At 68.4% G+C, this 18,165-nt stretch carries 15 protein-coding genes and 1 pseudogene; 10 read left to right on the top strand and 6 right to left on the bottom strand.

The features are described from left to right. Positions 1 to 28 precede the first annotated feature (28 nt). The 3 genes from ASF80_RS00175 to ASF80_RS00185 are packed head-to-tail and all read right to left on the bottom strand — an operon-like array spanning position 29 to position 5,834. Positions 29 to 3,502 carry an error-prone DNA polymerase gene (locus tag ASF80_RS00175; protein WP_056306933.1) on the bottom strand — a complete coding sequence of 1,158 codons (3,474 nt, stop codon included), beginning with the start codon at positions 3,500 to 3,502 and terminating at the stop codon, positions 29 to 31. Continuing rightward, positions 3,502 to 5,040 carry a DNA polymerase Y family protein gene (locus tag ASF80_RS00180; protein WP_056306935.1) on the bottom strand — a complete coding sequence of 513 codons (1,539 nt, stop codon included), beginning with the start codon at positions 5,038 to 5,040 and terminating at the stop codon, positions 3,502 to 3,504. The genes ASF80_RS00175 and ASF80_RS00180 overlap by 1 nt, the downstream gene beginning before the upstream one ends. After that, positions 5,037 to 5,834 carry a hypothetical protein gene (locus ASF80_RS00185; RefSeq protein WP_235559836.1) on the bottom strand — a complete coding sequence of 266 codons (798 nt, stop codon included), beginning with the start codon at positions 5,832 to 5,834 and terminating at the stop codon, positions 5,037 to 5,039. The genes ASF80_RS00180 and ASF80_RS00185 overlap by 4 nt, the downstream gene beginning before the upstream one ends. Before the next feature lie 132 nt (positions 5,835 to 5,966). Between ASF80_RS00185 and ASF80_RS00190 the strand changes: the two genes are divergently transcribed. From ASF80_RS00190 to ASF80_RS00210, 5 genes are read left to right on the top strand one after another with little or no spacing between them, the layout of a single operon-like run. Continuing rightward, entirely contained in the window at positions 5,967 to 6,437 is a 471-nt protein-coding gene (locus ASF80_RS00190; protein ID WP_056306938.1) for a prepilin peptidase, read from the top strand. 35 nt (positions 6,438 to 6,472) lie between these two features. Beyond that, positions 6,473 to 6,685 (top strand): hypothetical protein, encoded by a 213-nt coding sequence (locus tag ASF80_RS00195; protein WP_056306940.1) that lies wholly within the window; start codon positions 6,473 to 6,475, stop codon positions 6,683 to 6,685. Then, a complete protein-coding gene (locus tag ASF80_RS00200; RefSeq protein WP_056306942.1) occupies positions 6,678 to 7,322 on the top strand; it encodes a CYTH domain-containing protein in 645 nt (214 codons plus the stop codon). The genes ASF80_RS00195 and ASF80_RS00200 overlap by 8 nt, the downstream gene beginning before the upstream one ends. Before the next feature lie 54 nt (positions 7,323 to 7,376). After that, positions 7,377 to 8,531 (top strand): type III polyketide synthase, encoded by a 1,155-nt coding sequence (locus tag ASF80_RS00205; RefSeq protein WP_056306943.1) that lies wholly within the window; start codon positions 7,377 to 7,379, stop codon positions 8,529 to 8,531. Then, the gene (locus ASF80_RS00210) at positions 8,528 to 9,238 is read left to right on the top strand and encodes a methyltransferase domain-containing protein (RefSeq protein WP_056306945.1); all 711 of its coding nucleotides are present in this window, start codon (positions 8,528 to 8,530) and stop codon (positions 9,236 to 9,238) included. Before ASF80_RS00205 ends, ASF80_RS00210 begins: the two co-directional genes overlap by 4 nt. A 57-nt stretch (positions 9,239 to 9,295) precedes the next feature. On the opposite strand, the gene lpdA is transcribed toward ASF80_RS00210, so the two are convergent. Next, positions 9,296 to 10,693 carry a dihydrolipoyl dehydrogenase gene (gene lpdA / locus ASF80_RS00215; protein ID WP_056306947.1) on the bottom strand — a complete coding sequence of 466 codons (1,398 nt, stop codon included), beginning with the start codon at positions 10,691 to 10,693 and terminating at the stop codon, positions 9,296 to 9,298. A 9-nt stretch (positions 10,694 to 10,702) separates the two neighbouring features. Next, positions 10,703 to 11,353 (bottom strand): copper resistance protein CopC, encoded by a 651-nt coding sequence (locus tag ASF80_RS00220; RefSeq protein ID WP_056306949.1) that lies wholly within the window; start codon positions 11,351 to 11,353, stop codon positions 10,703 to 10,705. Between the two features lie 99 nt (positions 11,354 to 11,452). On the opposite strand from ASF80_RS00220, the gene ASF80_RS00225 reads away from it, so the two are divergent. From ASF80_RS00225 to ASF80_RS00235, 3 genes are all read left to right on the top strand, one after another. Continuing rightward, positions 11,453 to 11,938, top strand: coding sequence for an FHA domain-containing protein (locus ASF80_RS00225; RefSeq protein ID WP_056306951.1), 486 nt, complete (start codon positions 11,453 to 11,455; stop codon positions 11,936 to 11,938). Further along, positions 11,938 to 12,624, top strand: coding sequence for a MerR family transcriptional regulator (locus ASF80_RS00230; RefSeq protein WP_056306953.1), 687 nt, complete (start codon positions 11,938 to 11,940; stop codon positions 12,622 to 12,624). Before ASF80_RS00225 ends, ASF80_RS00230 begins: the two co-directional genes overlap by 1 nt. Before the next feature lie 99 nt (positions 12,625 to 12,723). Then, positions 12,724 to 13,269 (top strand): MerR family transcriptional regulator, encoded by a 546-nt coding sequence (locus tag ASF80_RS00235; RefSeq protein ID WP_056306955.1) that lies wholly within the window; start codon positions 12,724 to 12,726, stop codon positions 13,267 to 13,269. Positions 13,270 to 13,350: 81 nt separating this feature from the next. On the opposite strand, the gene ASF80_RS00240 is transcribed toward ASF80_RS00235, so the two are convergent. Then, positions 13,351 to 14,163, bottom strand: coding sequence for a ParA family protein (locus ASF80_RS00240; protein ID WP_056311560.1), 813 nt, complete (start codon positions 14,161 to 14,163; stop codon positions 13,351 to 13,353). 93 nt (positions 14,164 to 14,256) lie between these two features. On the opposite strand from ASF80_RS00240, the gene ASF80_RS00245 reads away from it, so the two are divergent. Together ASF80_RS00245 and ASF80_RS18990 are read left to right on the top strand one after the other, a co-directional pair. Then, on the top strand, positions 14,257 to 17,664 hold the full coding sequence (locus ASF80_RS00245; protein WP_056306957.1) for a pyruvate carboxylase: 3,408 nt from the start codon (positions 14,257 to 14,259) through the stop codon (positions 17,662 to 17,664). A 114-nt stretch (positions 17,665 to 17,778) separates the two neighbouring features. After that, positions 17,779 to 18,165, top strand: a pseudogene (locus tag ASF80_RS18990) (MinD/ParA family protein); the annotation flags it as partial.

Here is an 18,165-nt window from a genome sequence, read left to right on the forward strand (position 1 = left end):
CCTGAGCGGCGGTGCGCCGACAGCACGCTCATCGGAAGTCCCGCGAGCGATGGGTCACTCCGGTGCGTAGGTCCTCGAAGGCATCCGCGAGGACGTTCACGACGCCCTCCGCCGAGCGCTCGAGGATGCCGCGGATGATGAGGGCGGGCGAATCGCGCGCCACCCGGTGGTAGCGGCTCCACACTCCCGTCGAGCAGATGACGTTGACCAGGCCGCTCTCATCCTCGAGGTTGAGGAACGTCACCCCCGCTGCGGTGGCCGGTCGCTGACGGTGGGTCACGAGCCCGGCGACCTCGATGCGTCGTCCCGTCTCATGGCTCTGGAGATCGGCGGAGGTGAGCACACCCCGCTCGCGGAGGAGAGCGCGGAAGTGCGCCATCGGATGGTCGTCGGTCGAGACGCCGGTCGCCCAGAGATCGGCGGAGAGGCGCTCGTAGCTGGACTGATCCGTGAACAGCGGCGGCTGCACCGCGACGGTCGTTCCCGGGAGGAATAGCGAACGGTCTTCCGCTGCCGCTCCGGACAGCCAGATCGCCTCCCGGCGCTGGAGCCCGAGGCACTCGAACGCCCCGGCGGTCGCCAGAGCCTCCAACTGCGCAGCCGTGGCATCCGTCCGCCTCACCAGATCGTTGAGATCACGGAAGAGGCCGCCGGACTCGCGCTCGGAGACGATCCGCTCCGCCAACGGCAGACCGATGCCGCGGACTCCGCTGAGCCCCATGCGCACCGCGTACCCGCCGTCCCTGCGGTGCGCCGCCGATTCGTCGGGCAGCGACCTGTCGAAGCGAGGCACGCGTGGTTGCAGCGGTTCGGGGCAGGAGTCCAGGCCGGTCGGAGCTCGCAGGGGCGCCCCCTCGAGCGGCTCCAGGGTCTCGGTCGCCCCCGAGGCGTGCAGATCGGGACGACGGACGTCGACTCCGTGTCGACGGGCGTCTGCGGTGAGCGTCGATGCGGAGTAGAAGCCCATCGGCTGCGACCGCAGCAGACCCGCGAGGAACGCCGCCGGGTAGTGCAGTTTGAGCCAGGAGCTGGCGTAGACGAGCAGGGCGAAGGACAGCGAGTGCGATTCGGCGAAACCGAAGTTCGAGAACGCCTGGATCTGCGCGTAGATGCGATCCGACTGCTCGGCGGAGAGCCCGCGCCGGGTCATCCCCGCATAGAGCTTGTCTCGGACCTTCTCGATCTTCTCGAGTCCCCGCTTGGACCCCATGGCTCGGCGGAGCAGGTCGGCCTCGTCTGCCGTGCAGTCGCCGATGGCCGTCGCCATCTGGATCAGCTGCTCCTGGAAGATCGGGATGCCCAGCGTGCGCTCGAGGATCGGCTTGAGATCGTCGTGCGGATAGGGGATCTCGAGCACCACCGGCTCTTCGCCCCTGGCAGCCCTGGCCCGGTTCTCCTCGTCGAGTGCGTCCTTCGCCATCTTCCGTCGGACGAAGGGGTGCACGGCGCCGCCCTGGATGGGCCCTGGGCGGATGAGTGCGATCTGGATGGCGAGGTCGTAGAAGGCACGCGGCTGCAGGCGGGGGAGTAGGCCGATCTGGGCACGCGACTCGACCTGGAACACCCCGATCGAGTCCGCACGGCAGAGCATGTCGTAGACCGCCGGCTCTTCTTTGGGTAGCGTCTCGAGAGTCCACCGCTCACCCGTGGCGTCATGGATGAGATCGAAGCAGTGCTGGAGGGCCGCCAGCATCCCGAGACCCAGCAGGTCGAACTTGACGAGCCCCATCCAGGCCGCATCGTCTTTGTCCCACTGGATGACGGTGCGGTTCTCCATGCGCGCATGCTCCACGGGCACGACCTCACCCACGGGCCTCGCGGTCAGCACCATGCCGCCGGAGTGGATGCCGAGATGCCGAGGCGCCTTCAGCAGCTCGCCCGCGTAGTCGAGCACATTCGCGGGGATGTCGTGTTCGTCGGCGACCTCGAGACCCGCGCTCCAGCCGTCGACCTGCCGGGACCAGGCATCCTGCTGACCGGGCGAGTGGCCGAGAGCCCTCGCCATGTCGCGTACGGCGTTCTTCGGCCGGTACTGGATGACATTCGCCACCTGCGCCGCGCGTTCCCTCCCGTACTCGCGGTACACCCACTGGATGATCTCCTCGCGGCGGTCGGAGTCGAAGTCCACATCGATGTCCGGCTCCTCCTGACGTGTGGTCGCGAGGAAGCGCTCGAAGGGCAGGCGATAGAGGATCGGGTCGACGGCGGTGATCCCGAGCAGGTAGCAGACGGCGCTCGCCGCAGCCGAGCCACGGCCCTGACAGAGGATGCCGCGACGCTTCGCCTCGGTGACGATCCCGTGCACGATGAGGAAGTAGCCGGGGAAGTCCTTCTCCTCGATGACGTCGAGCTCGCGTCCGATCCTGCGGCGACCGTCGGCATCCAGACGGGGATACTTCGTCGGCACGGCCTCCCACACCAGGTGTCGCAGCCAGCTCATCGGAGTGTGGCCGTCTGGCACCTCCTGCTTCGGGAGCGCAGGGCGCGCTCGGCGGAGCGGGAAGGCGGATGCCGCGGCGAGCTCCAGCCCGTAGGAGATCGCGCCGGGGTGACGCCGGAAACGCGCCGCCATCTCCGCACCGCTGCGCAGATGCGCCCCTCCGTGTGCAGGGAGCCAGCCGTCGAGGTCGTCCATGCTGCGCACGGCCCGCACCGCGGCGACGGCTTCGGCGAGCGATGCCCGCTCGGGTGCGGCGTAGTGCACGTTGTTCGTCGCCACCACGGGCAGTCGCACCCGCCTGGCGAGGTCTGCGAGAGCATCGTTGCGGCGGGAGTCCTGCGGGTCGCCGTGGTCGAAGAGCTCGACGGCGACGTGGTCCTGCCCGAACAGATCGACCAGGCGGCGCAGCGGGGTGTGCGCGTCTCCGGCTTCGAGTCCGCGGCGGACGCCGCCCTTGCGGCATCCGGTGAGGATCGTCCAGTGCCCGTCTGCGGCGGCGGCCAGCTCGTCGAGGTCGTAGACGGGGCGGCCCTTCTCTCCGCCGCGGAGATGGGCGGCCGTCATCGCGCCGGAGAGCCGGTGGTAACCCTCCAACCCGTCGGCAAGCACGAGCAGATGGTCGCCGATCGGATCGGGGGTGCCCCGCTGCGGCGCGTCGAGTCCGAGCGAGAGCTCGGCTCCGTACACGGTCTGCACCTTCACATCCATCAGCTCTGCGACCTCGGCGAAGCGGGCCGCACCGTAGAAGCCGTCGTGGTCGGTGAGTGCCAGAGCGGTCAGGCCCAGCCGCTCGGCCTCGGCGAGGAGGTCTTCGGGTGAGGAGGCCCCGTCGAGGAAGGAATACGACGAATGCGCATGCAGCTCGGCGTAGGGGACGGCGCCCGTCGGCCGCTCGACCGTGGTCGGAGGATTCCTCTTGCGTCGGGTGCTGATGGGGCCGGGGTCCGGTCGTGTGCCCGGTCGCGTGCTCGGCGGCGTCCCGCCGGTCGGGTAGGGCGACTCCTCACCGCTGAGGGTGCGTTCCAGCTCGTTCCATGACAGAGGCGGATTGTGCCAGCCCATCAGCGATACCTCCCCTCGGCCCACCAGCGATCGCCCGTGCAGAAGACGAGCCAGGCGCGGTCATGATCGTCGATGATCTGCAGGCGGTGTCCTCGCTTTCCGCCGCCGGCATCCCATCGGCGCTCGTGGATGGGCCACGGGCCCGCCCACGCCTGCACATCGTCACCGTCTATGCGGGTCGGTGCCGCGGAGAGCGCCCCTCGCTCGTCGACGAGGACAGTCGCACCATCGGGAGCGAGCACTCCGATCGGCCGAGGCGGTCGGAACACCTCCGCAGGAAGGGGATCCGGAAGGCTCCCCGGCCAGGGGCGCCCGGGGTCACGCGGTGCGACCGCGCGCTCTCCCCAGGGTGTGAGCACCTGTCGGTCGGCGAGCCAGCGCCCGCCGGAGAGCGCTGCGGTGACGACGCCCTCGTGGCCGAGCATCGTCTGCACGCGGGAGATGGCGTGGTGCAGGCGCTCGTCGGTGCCTGAGCCGAAGAGTCCCGGCTGGTGGTGTGCGGCATCATCGACGGCCACAGGGGTGATGCGCACCAGTTCGATGCCGCCGAAAGCCCGTGCCTCATCGATCGGCTCCTTGGCGGACTCGGCCCCCAGAGCTTCGAGCTGCCAGCGCACCCTGTCTACGAGGTCGGCGGCATCGAAGCAGGTCGGGTGCAGCCAGGGGCGGGAGAACACGGTGCCGTTGTCGTCGATCAGGTCGATGCGCACCTCGGTGCATACGACCGATGCGTCGCCGAGAGCGAGCATCACCGCATCTGCCGTCTGCCGGACCGCGAACGCCACCTGGTCGGCTCCGGCCAGAGCGGGCTCGAACTCGACGGAGCGCACGAGCTCGGGGTCGGGCGGTCGCGGCACCACGGCGCGGGAGTCCGCTCCGGCGGCGAGGGCGTGCAGACGGGCGCCGCGCTCGCCGAAACGATCACGCACCTCGATCTCGTCGAGGCCGGCGAACTCGCCGAGCGTGCGCACCCCCAGTCGGATAAGAAGACCGGTGAGCTGTTCGTCGCGCAGCACGCTCACGGGCAGCGGGTCGAGGAAGTCCTTCGCGTGCCCCGCGGGCACGACGGTGCAGGGGGTGCGGCCCCTGGCGGCGAGCTCTGCCGTGAAGGGGCCGTCGGCGATGCCCACGCGAACCTCGGGGAAGCCGGCGTCGGCGAGGACGTCGATCAGCGCCCTGCCTGCTTCGGCCTCACCGTCGTGGTACCGGGAGATGCCCCGCGCGCGCACCGCCGCGAGCCCAGGACGCAGCAGGGCCGCACCGGGAGCGTGCTTCTCGATGAGCTGAAGCACCGGCAGGAAGGCCCGCTCATCTCTGGCGGCATCGTGGGGGAGCACTCGCAGCGACGAGATGTGCCCCTGTGCGACACGGCGACGCTGACCCGCGCGTACCCCGTGCTCCCTGGCCGATGCGGTGCAGGCGATGACGGTGTTCGCCTGTACCAGGGCTGTCGGCGCATGCGGTGGGGGTCCGCCCAGAGCAGCTCGCAACGGCCAGTCGGGGAACCACAGGACCAGGACGCGGAGAGGCGAGGTCATCCGGCCACCGCCAGGCGTGGGTACTCGAGCGGGGTGCCGGCTCCACCGCGCAGGCCGTGCAGCGTGGTCGGCTCGGTCGTGATCTCTCCGACGCTCTTCTCGGTCGGCAGCTCTTCGACCGCTCCGTGTGTTCCGGGAAGGCGCACACGAACGCTCGAGGACAACGGGCTGTGCCGCGTCCTCGCGGTCACGGTCGCCGTCGATCCCTCGATCAGCCCCCACCCCTCGCCGACCCCGAGCCAGTGCTGGTCATGGAGCCGGATCGCGCCCTCGCTCTGCGGCCAGGCACCTGTGGCGGTGGACTCGGTGACCAGGAGCGTGCTCCCACGGTCGCGGAGTCGGGCGCTCAGGCGGGACACATCGGCATCGCGTGCCCTGCTGCCCGGCTGCACGGCGATCAGCGGGACGACCTCGGCGAGTGCGGAGGTCGCGGCGAGCCAGCGGTCTCCCGGCTCGGGGACGAGGATGAGTCGGGCGAGCTCGATTCCGAAGGCGGCTGCGGCCTCGACCCCCAGCGTGGGCATACCGACCACGGCGCACCAGAGCCCCTTGCTCGACGCGGCGGCGAGCAAGGCGAGGATGAGGCTGGGCGAGGGGGAGACGGTATAGGCCGTGCCGGTCTGCAGCCCCTCTTCGGGAAGCAGGGAGGAGAAGGCCGGATCGAGGGGCAGCAGCGGATGCTCGCTGCGTCTGCGCTGCATGCGGCTGATCTCCCGGCGCAGCCGAAGCACCTCTCCGGCGCGGGAGTCGCCAGCCGGAGAGAGCGCGGTCACCGCATCGAGCCCGATCCCCATGAATCCATCCTCGAATATATGTACTAATAAAGCAACTGGAGATGATCACGATAGTTCGAACCTCCGACATGGAAGCGGACGGTTATCCACACCCGGTCGAGGACGGCATCCGTCTTCTCCTACCCTTCCGGGATGGATCTCCGCAGCGTGCTCGTCGTGACCGTCCACCTGATGCTGTTCGCGGTCGGCTGCCGGCTCGTCGTGGTCGACATCCGCACCCATCGGCTGCCGGACCGGATCGTCCTGCCGACCCTCGCTGCCCTCCTCGCGCTCACGGCGGCCGACGCCCTCGTGCTCGGCGACAGCGGTGCGCTGACCAGAGCCGCACTCGGGATGCTGATCCTCGGCGGCTTCTACGCGATGCTCCGCCTGCTCGGGCGAGAGGGGATGGGCGGGGGAGACGTCAAGCTCGCCGCCGTGATCGGTCTGGTGCTCGGATGGCACAGCTGGCAGGCGCTCGCCGTGGGCGCGGCTTCGGCCTTCGTCCTCGGAGCGCTGTACGCGCTGGCGCTGATGGCATCGCACGCGGCCGACCGATCCACGCGCATCGCCTTCGGGCCGTGGATGATCCTCGGCACCCTCCTGGGCATACTCGGGGGATGACCCCTCATCCGCGACGACGGGGATAGGGTGAGCACATGGCACTCGCACGACTTCACGGCGGCCCGCTCGACGGGCAGATCATTCCTCTCGACGACGCGGACGACAAGCTGATCGTCCCCTACAGCGAGACCCAGGTGGTGTACAACCGACGCGGTGAGGAGCAGAACACCGGCGACGCCGACGGCCCCACCGAGATCGACTACTGGTTCGAGGAGTCCCTCGAGGACCTCACCCTCACGGATGACTGAGAGCGGCACTCCTTCGCAGTCCGGCTCCGAGCCGACCAGGGTCGTCGAGGTCGAGCGCAAGTACGACGTCGACGAGGCCACGCCTCTTCCCGAGTGGGACGGGCTGCCCGGTGTCGACGCGGTGTCCGAGGGCGAGGTGCGCGAGCTCGACGCCCGCTATCTCGACACCGATGACGCCGAGCTCTCGCGTGCCGGAGTGGCGCTTCGTCGCCGCACCGGCGGCCCGGATGCCGGATGGCACATCAAAGGACCCCGCGAAGGTGACGGGCGTCTCGAGATCGGCTGGCCTCTGGGCGACGACGACAGCATCCCGGATGCGGTGACCGACACCCTCTCCCGATGGACGACGGGGCGGTTGACGCCGCTCGCGCGCATCGAGAACAGCCGCACCGCCTATCTGCTCTCGGGGGCCGACGGCGTGATCGCCGAGTTCGTCGACGATCGGGTCCGCGCGACCGACCTCCGGCAGGACGTCCTGCGCGAGTGGCGTGAGTGGGAGTTCGAACTCGGCCCGGCCGCCCCGGCGGATGCGGCAGGGCGCGAGGCTCTGTTCGATGCCGTCGAGAGGGCGATCTTCGCCGTCGGCGGTCGTGAGGCGGAATCCGGCTCGAAGCTCGCCCGTGCTCTCGGTTTCTGACACACGGCGCAAGCCCCTTCCGTCTCGACGCGCGATGGTGCTTGAGTGACTGACATGAGCCGTTCCGCCGTCCTCCGCTCGCTGCAGACGATCGTTCCCGACACTGTCCTCGAGCAGAACGAGGTGCGCGAGATCTTCGCCTCGCAGCCGGATGTCGGAAGGCTCGCGCAGCGGATCATCGGAGCCTCATTCAACGGTTCGGGTATCGACACGCGGCACACGGTCATCGACGAGTTCTCGTCGCATCCGCAGCCGGACGAGCCGATCTTCTTCGAGCGGGAGAAGAACCTTCTCCGCTCGCCCGGGACCAAGGCGCGCAACGACCTCTACGTGCGGGAGGCGTCGCGTCTCTTCGTCGAGGTCGCGCGCCGCGCCCTGGATGCCGATCCGGACGTGTCCGCCGCCGACATCACGCACGTCATCACGGCATCGTGCACGGGCTTCCACGCCCCCGGCCCGGAGTACGAGATCGTGCGAGGGCTCGGGCTCCCGGACAGCGTGCAGCGCTATCACCTGGGGTTCATGGGGTGCTACGCGTCGATGCCGGCGCTCCGCGCCGCGAGCCAGTTCTGCGCGGCCGACCCCGACGCCGTGGTCCTGGTCGTCAGCGTCGAGCTGTGCACGGTGCACCTGAGATCGACCGAGGATCCGGACCTCATCGTCGCCAATTCCCTCTTCGCCGACGGAGCGGCCGCGGGCATCGTCACGGCTCGTGATCTTCCCACGCCGGCTCCGGGGGTCCGTCTCGACGGCTTCCACACGGCGATCGCCGCAGAGGGCGAGCAGGACATGGCGTGGACGATCGGCGACAACGGCTTCGAGATGATCCTGTCGACCAGGGTGCCGCAGATCATCGGCGAGACCATCGTCGGGGCGATCCGCCCGCTCTACGCCCGCGAAGGAGAACTCGCCGAGGCCTTCGACGAGGGACGGGTCGGGGATCGCGTCGAGCACTGGGCCATCCATCCCGGTGGCCGGAGCATCCTCGATCGGGTGCAGGAGCGACTGAATCTCTCGGATGCTCAGCTGCATCCCGCGCGCGAGACACTGCGGGTGAACGGCAACATGTCGAGTGCGACGATCCTGTTCGTCATCAAGCGCATCCTGGATGACGGCGCAGCCGAGGGGTCGCGCGTCGCGGCGATGGCCTTCGGGCCGGGGCTGACAGCCGAGAGTGCCCTGATGACGGTCGCCGCCGGCGTCGCATGAGGCACGACCTCTCGATCCGCGCATCCGATGCGCGAGAGCTCATGGACGACCCCGACGCGGACATCGCGATGCTCGAGCGCACCTACGAGCGCTTCCGCCTCGTGAACGCCCTGGTGTCGGGTCCTGGGGGGTTCTATCGACGAGACATCCGTCCCCGTGCTCGGCGCGGTCCTCTCCGCATCCTCGACATCGGGGCCGGCGGCGGCGACGTGTGCCGGATGATCGCGGCGAAGCTGCGCCGCGACGGACTGACCGCCGAGATCACCGCGCTGGACGCGGATGAGCGCGCCATCCGGTGGGCCGCCGGTCACGACGGGGGATCCGGCGTGCGGTACCGCTGCGCTCTGTCGGAGGAACTCGTCGCGGAGGGGGAGCAGTACGACGTGGTCTTCTCGAACCACCTGCTTCATCACCTCACGGAGCAGGAGCTGCAGAGCCTGCTGCTCGACTCGCGACGCCTCGTCGGCGAAGACGGGATGGTGGTGCATCGCGACATCGCCCGAAGTCGGGCCGCGTACGCGCTCTACGGTGCGATGACCTGGCTCTTCTCAGGAACGCTCTTGCGAGGATCGTTCATCCGAGAGGACGGCCTCATCAGCATCCGCCGCTCGTACACGCCGAAAGAGCTGACGTCGATCGCGCCGTCCGGATGGACCGTGCGGTTCGCTCTTCCGTCGCGGCTCGAGCTGCGGCGCGCCGGACGGTGACGCACGAAGGCCCGGTCACGCGTGAGCGTGCCGGGCCTTCGTGCTGATCGGGTGGGATCAGAAGTTGATCATGTGACCCGCGAGGCCGTGGAAGCCCTCCTGCAGTGCTTCCGACAGAGTCGGGTGGGTGTGCACGTTGCGGGCCAGCTCGAGAGCCGTGAGGTCCCACTTCTGGGCCAGCGTCAGCTCGGGAAGGAGCTCGGAGACGTCGGGGCCGATCATGTGGGCGCCGATGAGCTCGAGGTGCTCGGCATCGGCGATCAGCTTGACGAAGCCGACGGGCTCACCGAGTCCGTGCGCCTTGCCGTTCGCCATGAAGGGGAACGTCGCGACCTTGATCTCGCGCCCCTCGTCTTTGGCCTGCTGCTCGGTGAGGCCGAACGAGGCGACCTGCGGCGAGCAGAACGTCGCGCGGGGCATCATGCGGTAGTCGCCGAGCGTCTGGGTCTCGGCGCCGCCGATGGTCTCGGCCGCGACGACACCCTGGGCCTCTGCGACGTGCGCGAGCTGCAGCTTGGCGGTGACGTCGCCGATGGCGTAGATGCCCTCGACGTTGGTGCGCATGTGGTCGTCGATGTCGATCGCGCCGCGCTCGGTGAGCTTCACTCCGGTGGCCTCGAGTCCGAAGCCCTCGATGTTGGGGGCGAAGCCGACGGACATGAGCACCTTGTCGGCCTCGATCGACGACTGCTGCCCGTCCTTGCCTGTGTAGGAGACGGTGACGGAGGAGCCGTTGTCGACGACGGACTCGACCTTGGTGGAGGTGAGGATGTCGACGCCGTAGTTCTTGTACTGCTTGGCGATCTCCTTCGACACGTCGGCATCCTCGTTGGGGAGTGCGCGGTCGAGGAACTCGATGATGGTGACCTTGACGCCGTAGTTCGTCATCACGTACGCGAACTCCATGCCGATGGCGCCGGCGCCGACGATGACGATCGACTTCGGGAGCTCGCGGCTGAGGATCTGTTCCTCGTAGGTCACGACGTTGTCGCTGAGCTGCACGCCGGGGAGCAGGCGGACCTTCGATCCGGTCGCGATGATCGCGTTGTCGAAGGTGACCTCTTCGGTGGTGCCGTCGGCCTTGGCGACCGAGATCGCCTTCGGGCCGGTGAAGGTGCCGCGACCGTCGTATTCGGTCACCTTGTTCTTCTTCATCAGGAAGTGGATGCCCTTGACGCGACCGTCAGCGACGACACGGCTGCGGTCGAACGCCTTGCCGTAGTCGATCGTGAACTCACCCGAGATGCCGAAGAAGTCGGCCTTGTGGTTGAGCGTGTGTGCGAGCTCCGCGTTCTTCAGAAGAGCCTTGGAGGGGATGCAGCCGACGTTGAGGCACACACCACCCCAGTACTTCTCTTCGATGATGGCGGTGGACAGACCGAGCTGCGCGCTGCGAACCGCAGCGACGTATCCGCCAGGACCTGCACCGAGGATGACGACATCGTAGTGTGGCATGCCTTAAGCCTATCGCTCCGTGGGGGCGTCGGAATCGGTCGATCCGGGGCTGCGGCGACCGCGGATCACGAGCCAGACGACGATGCCGACGATCACGAGCACACCCGTGATCGCGAGTACCCAGATCATGGTCGTCGCGGGGGACGAGTCGCTCTCCTCCGGTGCGGACGTGGCGTCCGTTCCGGGGCCGGCGGTCGCGGCGGGAGTCGGCTCGGCGGTCGTGGGCGATGCCGTCGGCTCCGCGGTCGCGATGCTCTCCGTGCCGGTGGTGACGGTGAAGTCGAACTCGCCGGAGGTGGGGTGGCCGTCGCTCGATACGACCTTCCAGATCACGTGATAGGCGCCGGCCGGCGCCTCGGATGCGAGCGGCTGGGTGACGATCGCACCGTTCAGGGTCGGCGCACCATCGGTGACGGGGCTGCCCGCGGGGTCTGTCACGACGATCTCGGTCGCGCCTTCGCCGTCGATGAGCTTCGCGCTGAAGGTGAGGGTGAGCTCGGCCGGAAGCGTCTCGACCATGCTGTCCGCCTCGGGGGACGACGCGAGGAGGCTGTCGTGCGCTGAGGCGGAGAGCGGCGCGAACAGCACCAGGAACGCTGTCAGAAGGGCTGCTGCGAGAGCGATCGGGGCTGCGGGGAGGCGGCGAGCTGTGGTTTTCACATGCTCAGCCTATGAAGCATCGGTATGCGATGGCTGAGTGTGAAGGGAGCTCCCGCACGGGGTCGCTGATCAGTTAGTCTGGAGGACTAGGAGGGCAAAGTGACAGACAGCGAAACCCGATCGGGCGGAGACGCCGCGATCCATCGTGCCGGCGAGCAGAGGCACGACGTGACGCAGACGTTCGGGCATGACTCGGACCTTTCCTTCGTGCCCTTCGGCGCGGAGTTGACGGATGTGGAGCAGGCCGCGATCTCGGCCCTTCCCTCCGGTTCCGCATTGCTGCTGGTGCGCTCCGGAGCACTGGCGGGTGCGCGTTACCTGCTCGACACGGACGTGACGACCGTGGGTCGCCACCCCGAGGCGGACATCTTCTTCGACGATGTGACCGTCTCGCGTCGTCACGCCGAGGTCACCCGCACCGGCTCGACTTTCGAGATCATCGATCAGCGCTCCCTCAACGGCACGTACGTGAACGGTGAGCGCGTCGACCGCAGTGCTCTGGTCGACGGCACCGAGCTTCGCGTCGGCAAGTTCCGGCTGAACTTCTTCGCCTCTCCCGTCGATCGCGTCGCGGCGATCGACTGATGGCGGCTTCCCCCGCCCGCGAACGCTCGGCGTCCGCGGGCCTTCTGAGCATCGGTCAGGTCCTGGCGCGACTCACGCCAGAGTTCCCCGAGCTCACCTCGAGCAAGCTCCGCTTCCTCGAGGTCCAGGGGATCGTCACGCCGTCGCGCACCGAGTCGGGCTACCGCAAGTTCTCGCAGGCAGACATCGAGCGGCTGCGCCTCGGCCTCACCCTGCAGCGGGATCATTACCTTCCTCTCAGCGTCATCCGCGAGCAGCTCGACGAGGCCGAGGCGAGCGGCGAATCCGCGACTCTCGTGCCGCCGCCCTCGATCACCCCGACGCCGCGTCGCTACCGCCGGAGCGAACTCCTGTCAGCGGCAGGCGCGGGCCCGCAGCTGCTCAACGACGCGATCAGCACCGGTGTGATCGTGGCGCAGGAGAGCTACCCGGAATCCACGGTCACGCTGCTGCGCGGTCTGGTCGCTCTCGACCGTCACGGCATCGAGCCTCGGCACCTTCGCTCACTGCGACAGGGCGCCGAGCGCGAGGTGGCGCTGATCGAATCGGCACTGTCTTCGCTGCTGCGTCGCACCGACGCCGCGTCGCGTGCCAAGGCGAGCGACATGGCCCCCAACCTGGCTTCGAAGATCGACGAAGTGCGTTCGCTCTTCGTCAAAGACGCGATCGCACGGTTGCTTTCGTAACGAACTGATTGCGACACACCTTCGGAGTCGCACGGATGTCATTGCTGGTGCCGGAGGGCTGCTCTAGCGTGGAGGTAACGGCTCCAGGGAGGATTTCAGATGAATGCGGATGAGCGTGCAGGCGACCCGCGGTTCGTACCCGAACTCCTCTTCACCGACGGCCTGCCGGCGATGGATGACGAGGTCGGCTATCGCGGTGCCGTAGCTGCTCGTGCAGCGGGCATCACCTACCGTCAGCTGGATTACTGGGCACGCACCGAGCTGGTGGAGCCCACCGTTCGCGGCGCAAGCGGCTCCGGCTCGCAGCGTCTCTACGGTTTCCGTGACATCCTCGTTCTCAAGCTCGTGAAGAGCCTTCTCGACACGGGCATCTCGCTGCAGCAGATCCGCACCGCGGTCGACGAGCTCCGGCGCGCGGGCATCCGCGATCTTGCGGGGACGACCCTGATGAGCGACGGCGCCTCGGTCTACCTCTGCACCTCCAACGACGAGGTCATCGACCTGGTCAGCCGCGGTCAGGGCGTCTTCGGGATCGCTGTCGGCAAGGTGCTCCGCGAAGTGGAATCCACGCTGGTCGCGTTCGATGCGACGTCGCCGGACCCGGTCGACGAGCTGTCGGCGCGTCGCACCAAGCGCTCCGCCTGAGCATCCGCGGCCTCGAGCCGCGCACAGACGAAGAAACGGCCACCCTCGCGAGAGGATGGCCGTTCTGGTGTCTGCGGTCGGTCAGGCCTGTGCGCCCGATTCCGCGACCTGGATGCGTCCCGTACGGATGATCCGGTCGAGCAGCTGGTCGAAGTCCGAGGCGAGTTCCTGAGCCGAGTCTCCCGGCCAGATGTGGAGCGGCTTGGCCGCGCCCTGTGCCTGCTGCAGCGATGTGCGCTCCGGCAGCTGCGGGGAGAGGACGAGCGGGCCGAACATGTCGCGCAGCTCCTTGATGCGGAACTGGTGCTCGATCGACTGCGGGCGCACACGGTTGACCACGATGCCGAGCGGCTGCAGGCGAGGAGAGAGACCTCGACGGATCTCCTCGATCGCACGGAGAGCGCGGTCTGCGGCGGCGACCGAGAAGAGGCCGGGCTCAGTCACGACCATGACGCGGTCGCTGGCGGCCCATGCCGTGCGGGTGAGGGCGTTCAGCGAGGGCGCGCAGTCGACGAGCACCAGGTCGTAGTCGGCCTCGACGGCTGCCAGCGCCTCTTCGAGCTTCCAGACGTCGCGCACGCTCGGGTGCGGTCCGTCGAAGTTGATCGCGGAGGGGCTTCCGATCAGCACGTCGATGGTCCCGGGGTGCACCTTGGCCCAGCCGCTGGAGGTGATCGCCTGACGGACGACCTTCTCCTTCGGGTTCGCCAGGACATCGGCGATGTTGAGCCGACCGGCCACCTGGATGTCCATTCCGGTGGACACATCGGACTGCGGGTCGAGGTCGACGACGAGCGTTCGGACACCACGGGCGAAGGCCGCTGAGGCCAAGCCGAGGGTCACGGTCGTCTTGCCGACGCCTCCCTTGAGAGAGCTGACGCTGAGTACGTGCACGAACACCACGTTACCTTCCCCTAGGCTGGGTGCACACTCAGCCCCGCCCCATGCGCGACGATTCAGGCGTGCATCGAGCCCCCAGAGGTGTGCATGTTCCAGAAGATCCTTGTGGCGAACCGCGGCGAGATCGCGATCCGTGCCTTCCGTGCGGCTTTCGAGGTCGGTGCCAGGACCGTCGCCGTCTTCCCTCATGAGGACCGCGGGTCGGTCCATCGGCTCAAGGCCGACGAGGCGTACGAGATCGGCGAGCGGGGCCATCCCGTGCGCGCCTACCTCGACGTCGATGAGATCATCCGCGTCGCGAAGGATGCCGGGGCGGATGCGATCTACCCGGGCTACGGGTTCCTCTCCGAGAACCCGGAGCTGGCGGAGAAAGCGGCCGCGAACGGAATCACCTTCATCGGCCCGCCGGCGAAGGTCCTCGAGATGGCAGGCAACAAGGTCGAGGCCAAACGCCACGCGCTCGAGGCCGGCGTCCCCGTGCTCCGCTCGACAGAGGCGTCCGACGACGTCGACGCTCTCGTCGCGCAGGCTGCCGACATCGGGTTCCCGCTCTTCGCCAAGGCCGTCGCCGGTGGTGGCGGCCGCGGCATGCGTCGCGTCGAGACGGCCGCGGAGCTCGCCCCCGCACTCGCCGAGGCGATGCGCGAGGCCGAGAGCGCCTTCGGAGACCCCCGGATGTTCCTCGAGCAGGCCGTGCTCCGGCCGCGCCACATCGAGGTCCAGATCCTCGCCGACAAGTCCGGTGAGACCGTGCACCTGTTCGAGCGCGACTGCTCGGTGCAGCGTCGCCACCAGAAGGTGGTCGAGATCGCACCGGCCCCGAATCTCGATGACGGCATCCGCACGGCCCTTCACGGCTACGCGGTCGCGTTCGCCCGCTCGATCGGGTACGAGAACGCCGGGACCGTGGAGTTCCTTCTGGAGACCGCGGGGGAGCGCACCGGCGAGGTCGTCTTCATCGAGATGAATCCGCGCATCCAGGTCGAGCACACGGTCACAGAAGAGGTCACCGATGTCGACCTCGTGCAGAGCCAGATGCGCATCGCCGCCGGTCAGACTCTCGCCGAGCTGGGACTCGAGCAGAAGAACCTCCAGGTGCGGGGCGCAGCCCTGCAGTGCCGCATCACGACCGAGGACCCGACGCAGGGGTTCCGCCCCGACACCGGGAAGATCACGACCTACCGCTCGCCCGGCGGCGCCGGAATCCGCCTCGACGGCGGCACGGTCCACCAGGGCGCGCAGATCAGCCCGCACTTCGACTCGATGCTCGCCAAGCTCACCTGTCGAGGGCGTGACTTCCCGGCGGCGGTCGCCCGCGCGCGGCGTGCGCTGGCGGAGTTCCGCATCCGCGGCGTCTCGACGAACATCCCCTTCCTGCAGGCGTTGCTTGACGATGACGCCTTCATCGCCGGCGACGTGAGCACATCGTTCATCGACGAGCGCCCCGATCTGCTCCGAGGCCGAGAGTCGAAGGACCGCGGCACGAGGATCCTCAACTGGCTGGTCGACGTCACGGTCAACAAGCCGCACGGCACGCATCCGGGGTCGCTCGACCCGCGGACCAAGCTGCCGGCGATCGACCTCTCCGTCGAGCCGGCCGCGGGGTCGCGTCAGCGGCTCCTCGAGCTCGGCCCCGAGGGATTCGCCAGAAGTCTGCGTGAGCAGAGCGCTCTGGCCATCACCGACACGACTTTCCGTGATGCCCACCAGTCGCTGCTCGCCACCCGGGTGCGCACGAGGGACCTCGTCGCCGTCGCCCCGCACATCGCCAGGATGACGCCCGGACTGCTCTCGGTCGAGGCCTGGGGCGGCGCGACCTACGACGTCGCACTGCGGTTCCTCGGAGAAGACCCGTGGGAGCGTCTCGACAAGCTCCGGGCAGCTCTGCCGAACGTCGCGATCCAGATGCTGCTCCGAGGACGCAACACTGTGGGGTACACCCCGTACCCGACTGCTGTGACCGAGGCCTTCGTGCAGGAGGCGGCCGCAAGCGGCGTCGACATCTTCCGCATCTTCGATGCACTGAACGACGTCGAGCAGATGCGTCCGGCGATCGAGGCCGTCCGGAACACCGGCACGGCAGTCGCCGAGGTGGCACTCTGCTACACGGGCGACCTGCTCAACCCCGCCGAGGATCTCTACACGCTCGACTACTACCTGAAGCTCGCGGACCAGATCGTCGCGGCCGGCGCCCACATCATCGCCATCAAGGACATGGCAGGACTGTTGCGCCCCGCGGCAGCGGCGAAGCTCGTCGCAGCACTGCGAGAGCGCTTCGACCTCCCCGTGCACCTCCACACGCACGACACCCCCGGCGGACAGCTCGCGACACTTCTGGCCGCCAGCGCTGCGGGCGTGGATGCGGTGGATGCGGCATCCGCACCGCTCTCCGGCACGACGAGTCAGCCGTCGCTCTCGTCGCTCGTCGCGGCGCTCGCGCACACCGACCGTGACAGCGGCATCGACCTCGGCAGCGTCTCGGACCTCGAACCGTACTGGGAGGCCGTCCGTCGGGTCTACGCTCCGTTCGAGTCCGGTCTGCCCGGACCCACGGGGCGCGTCTACCGTCACGAGATCCCGGGTGGCCAACTCTCCAACCTCCGGCAGCAGGCGAAGGCGCTGGGTCTCGCAGACGACTTCGAGCTCATCGAGGACATGTACGCCGCCGCCGATCGCATCCTCGGACGTGTTCCCAAGGTGACTCCGTCGTCGAAGGTCGTCGGCGACCTGGCGCTGCACCTCGCGGCGGTCAAAGCCGATCCTGCCGACTTCGAGGCGAACCCCGAGAAGTACGACGTGCCGGATTCCGTCGTGGGATTCATGGCCGGCGAGCTCGGTGACCTCCCCGGCGGCTGGCCTGAGCCCTTCCGCACGAAGGTGCTCGCCGGTCGGTCGGTGCGCATCGGACTCACCGAGATCTCGGCGGAGGACGAAGCGGCGCTCGCGGGCGACAGTGCCACCCGTCGGGCTCGTCTGAACACCCTTCTGTTCCCGGCTCCGATGCGCGAGTTCACTCAGATGAGGGAGCAGTTCGGCGATCTTTCGGTGCTCGACACCAGCGACTACCTCTACGGACTCGTGCAGGGGCAGGAGCATCTGGTCGAGATCGACCGAGGAGTGCAGCTGTTCGTCGGCCTGGAGGCCATCGGCGACGCGGACGACAAAGGCATGCGCACGGTGATGACCACCCTCAACGGTCAGCTTCGGCCGGTGTTCGTGAGGGACAGGGCGGTCGCCGTCGACACCCATGAGGTCGAGAAGGCCGACACCTCGGTCGCCGGTCACGTGGCCGCCCCGTTCTCAGGCGTGGTCACGCTCAAGGTCGAGGTCGGCACCGCGGTGCGGGCCGGCGAACCGGTCGCATCCATCGAAGCGATGAAGATGGAGGCGGCCATCACCGCCTCCGTCGACGGCGTGATCGAGCGCCTCGCCATCGGGGCGACGCAGCAGGTCGAAGCAGGAGATCTTTTGGTCGTCATCAGTCCGGCGCACTAATCTTGTGCGGGCGAGGCCGCGCTCGACGCAGCGCACCCGAGGCCCGCACAAGCTTGGAGCGACAACGTGACCCCGAAGAACGTGGCAGAACCGCCGGACGAGGAGTCCAGAGGGGTGCTCGACGACGCCGCATCCCTGGACACTGCGGGCATCGGCATCCTCGGCAACACCGCTCAGGTGAGCGTCATCCTCCCGAAGGACGACGATGACGACCTCGAAGACGACAGTGTCATCGACGGCGAGGTCGTCGCTGATCTGATCATCGACGAGCCCGTGGCCGCTGCCAAGGCGGCCGCAGACACCGCGGCTGCGGAGATCTCTCAGCCGGTGCTGGGATCTGCCCCGATGATCATTGAGCTACCCGCGGAACCTGTGGGCGCGGTGGCAGCGGCCGATGAGGATGCGGCGCCGGAGCCGGACGACGAGGCTGACATCGCCGCTGAGGCTGAGGCTGAGGCTGAGGCTGAGGCTGAGGCTGAGGCTGAGGCTGAGGCTGAGGCT

It is taken from the genome of Microbacterium sp. Leaf159, assembly GCF_001423615.1.
Lineage (GTDB): Bacteria > Actinomycetota > Actinomycetes > Actinomycetales > Microbacteriaceae > Microbacterium.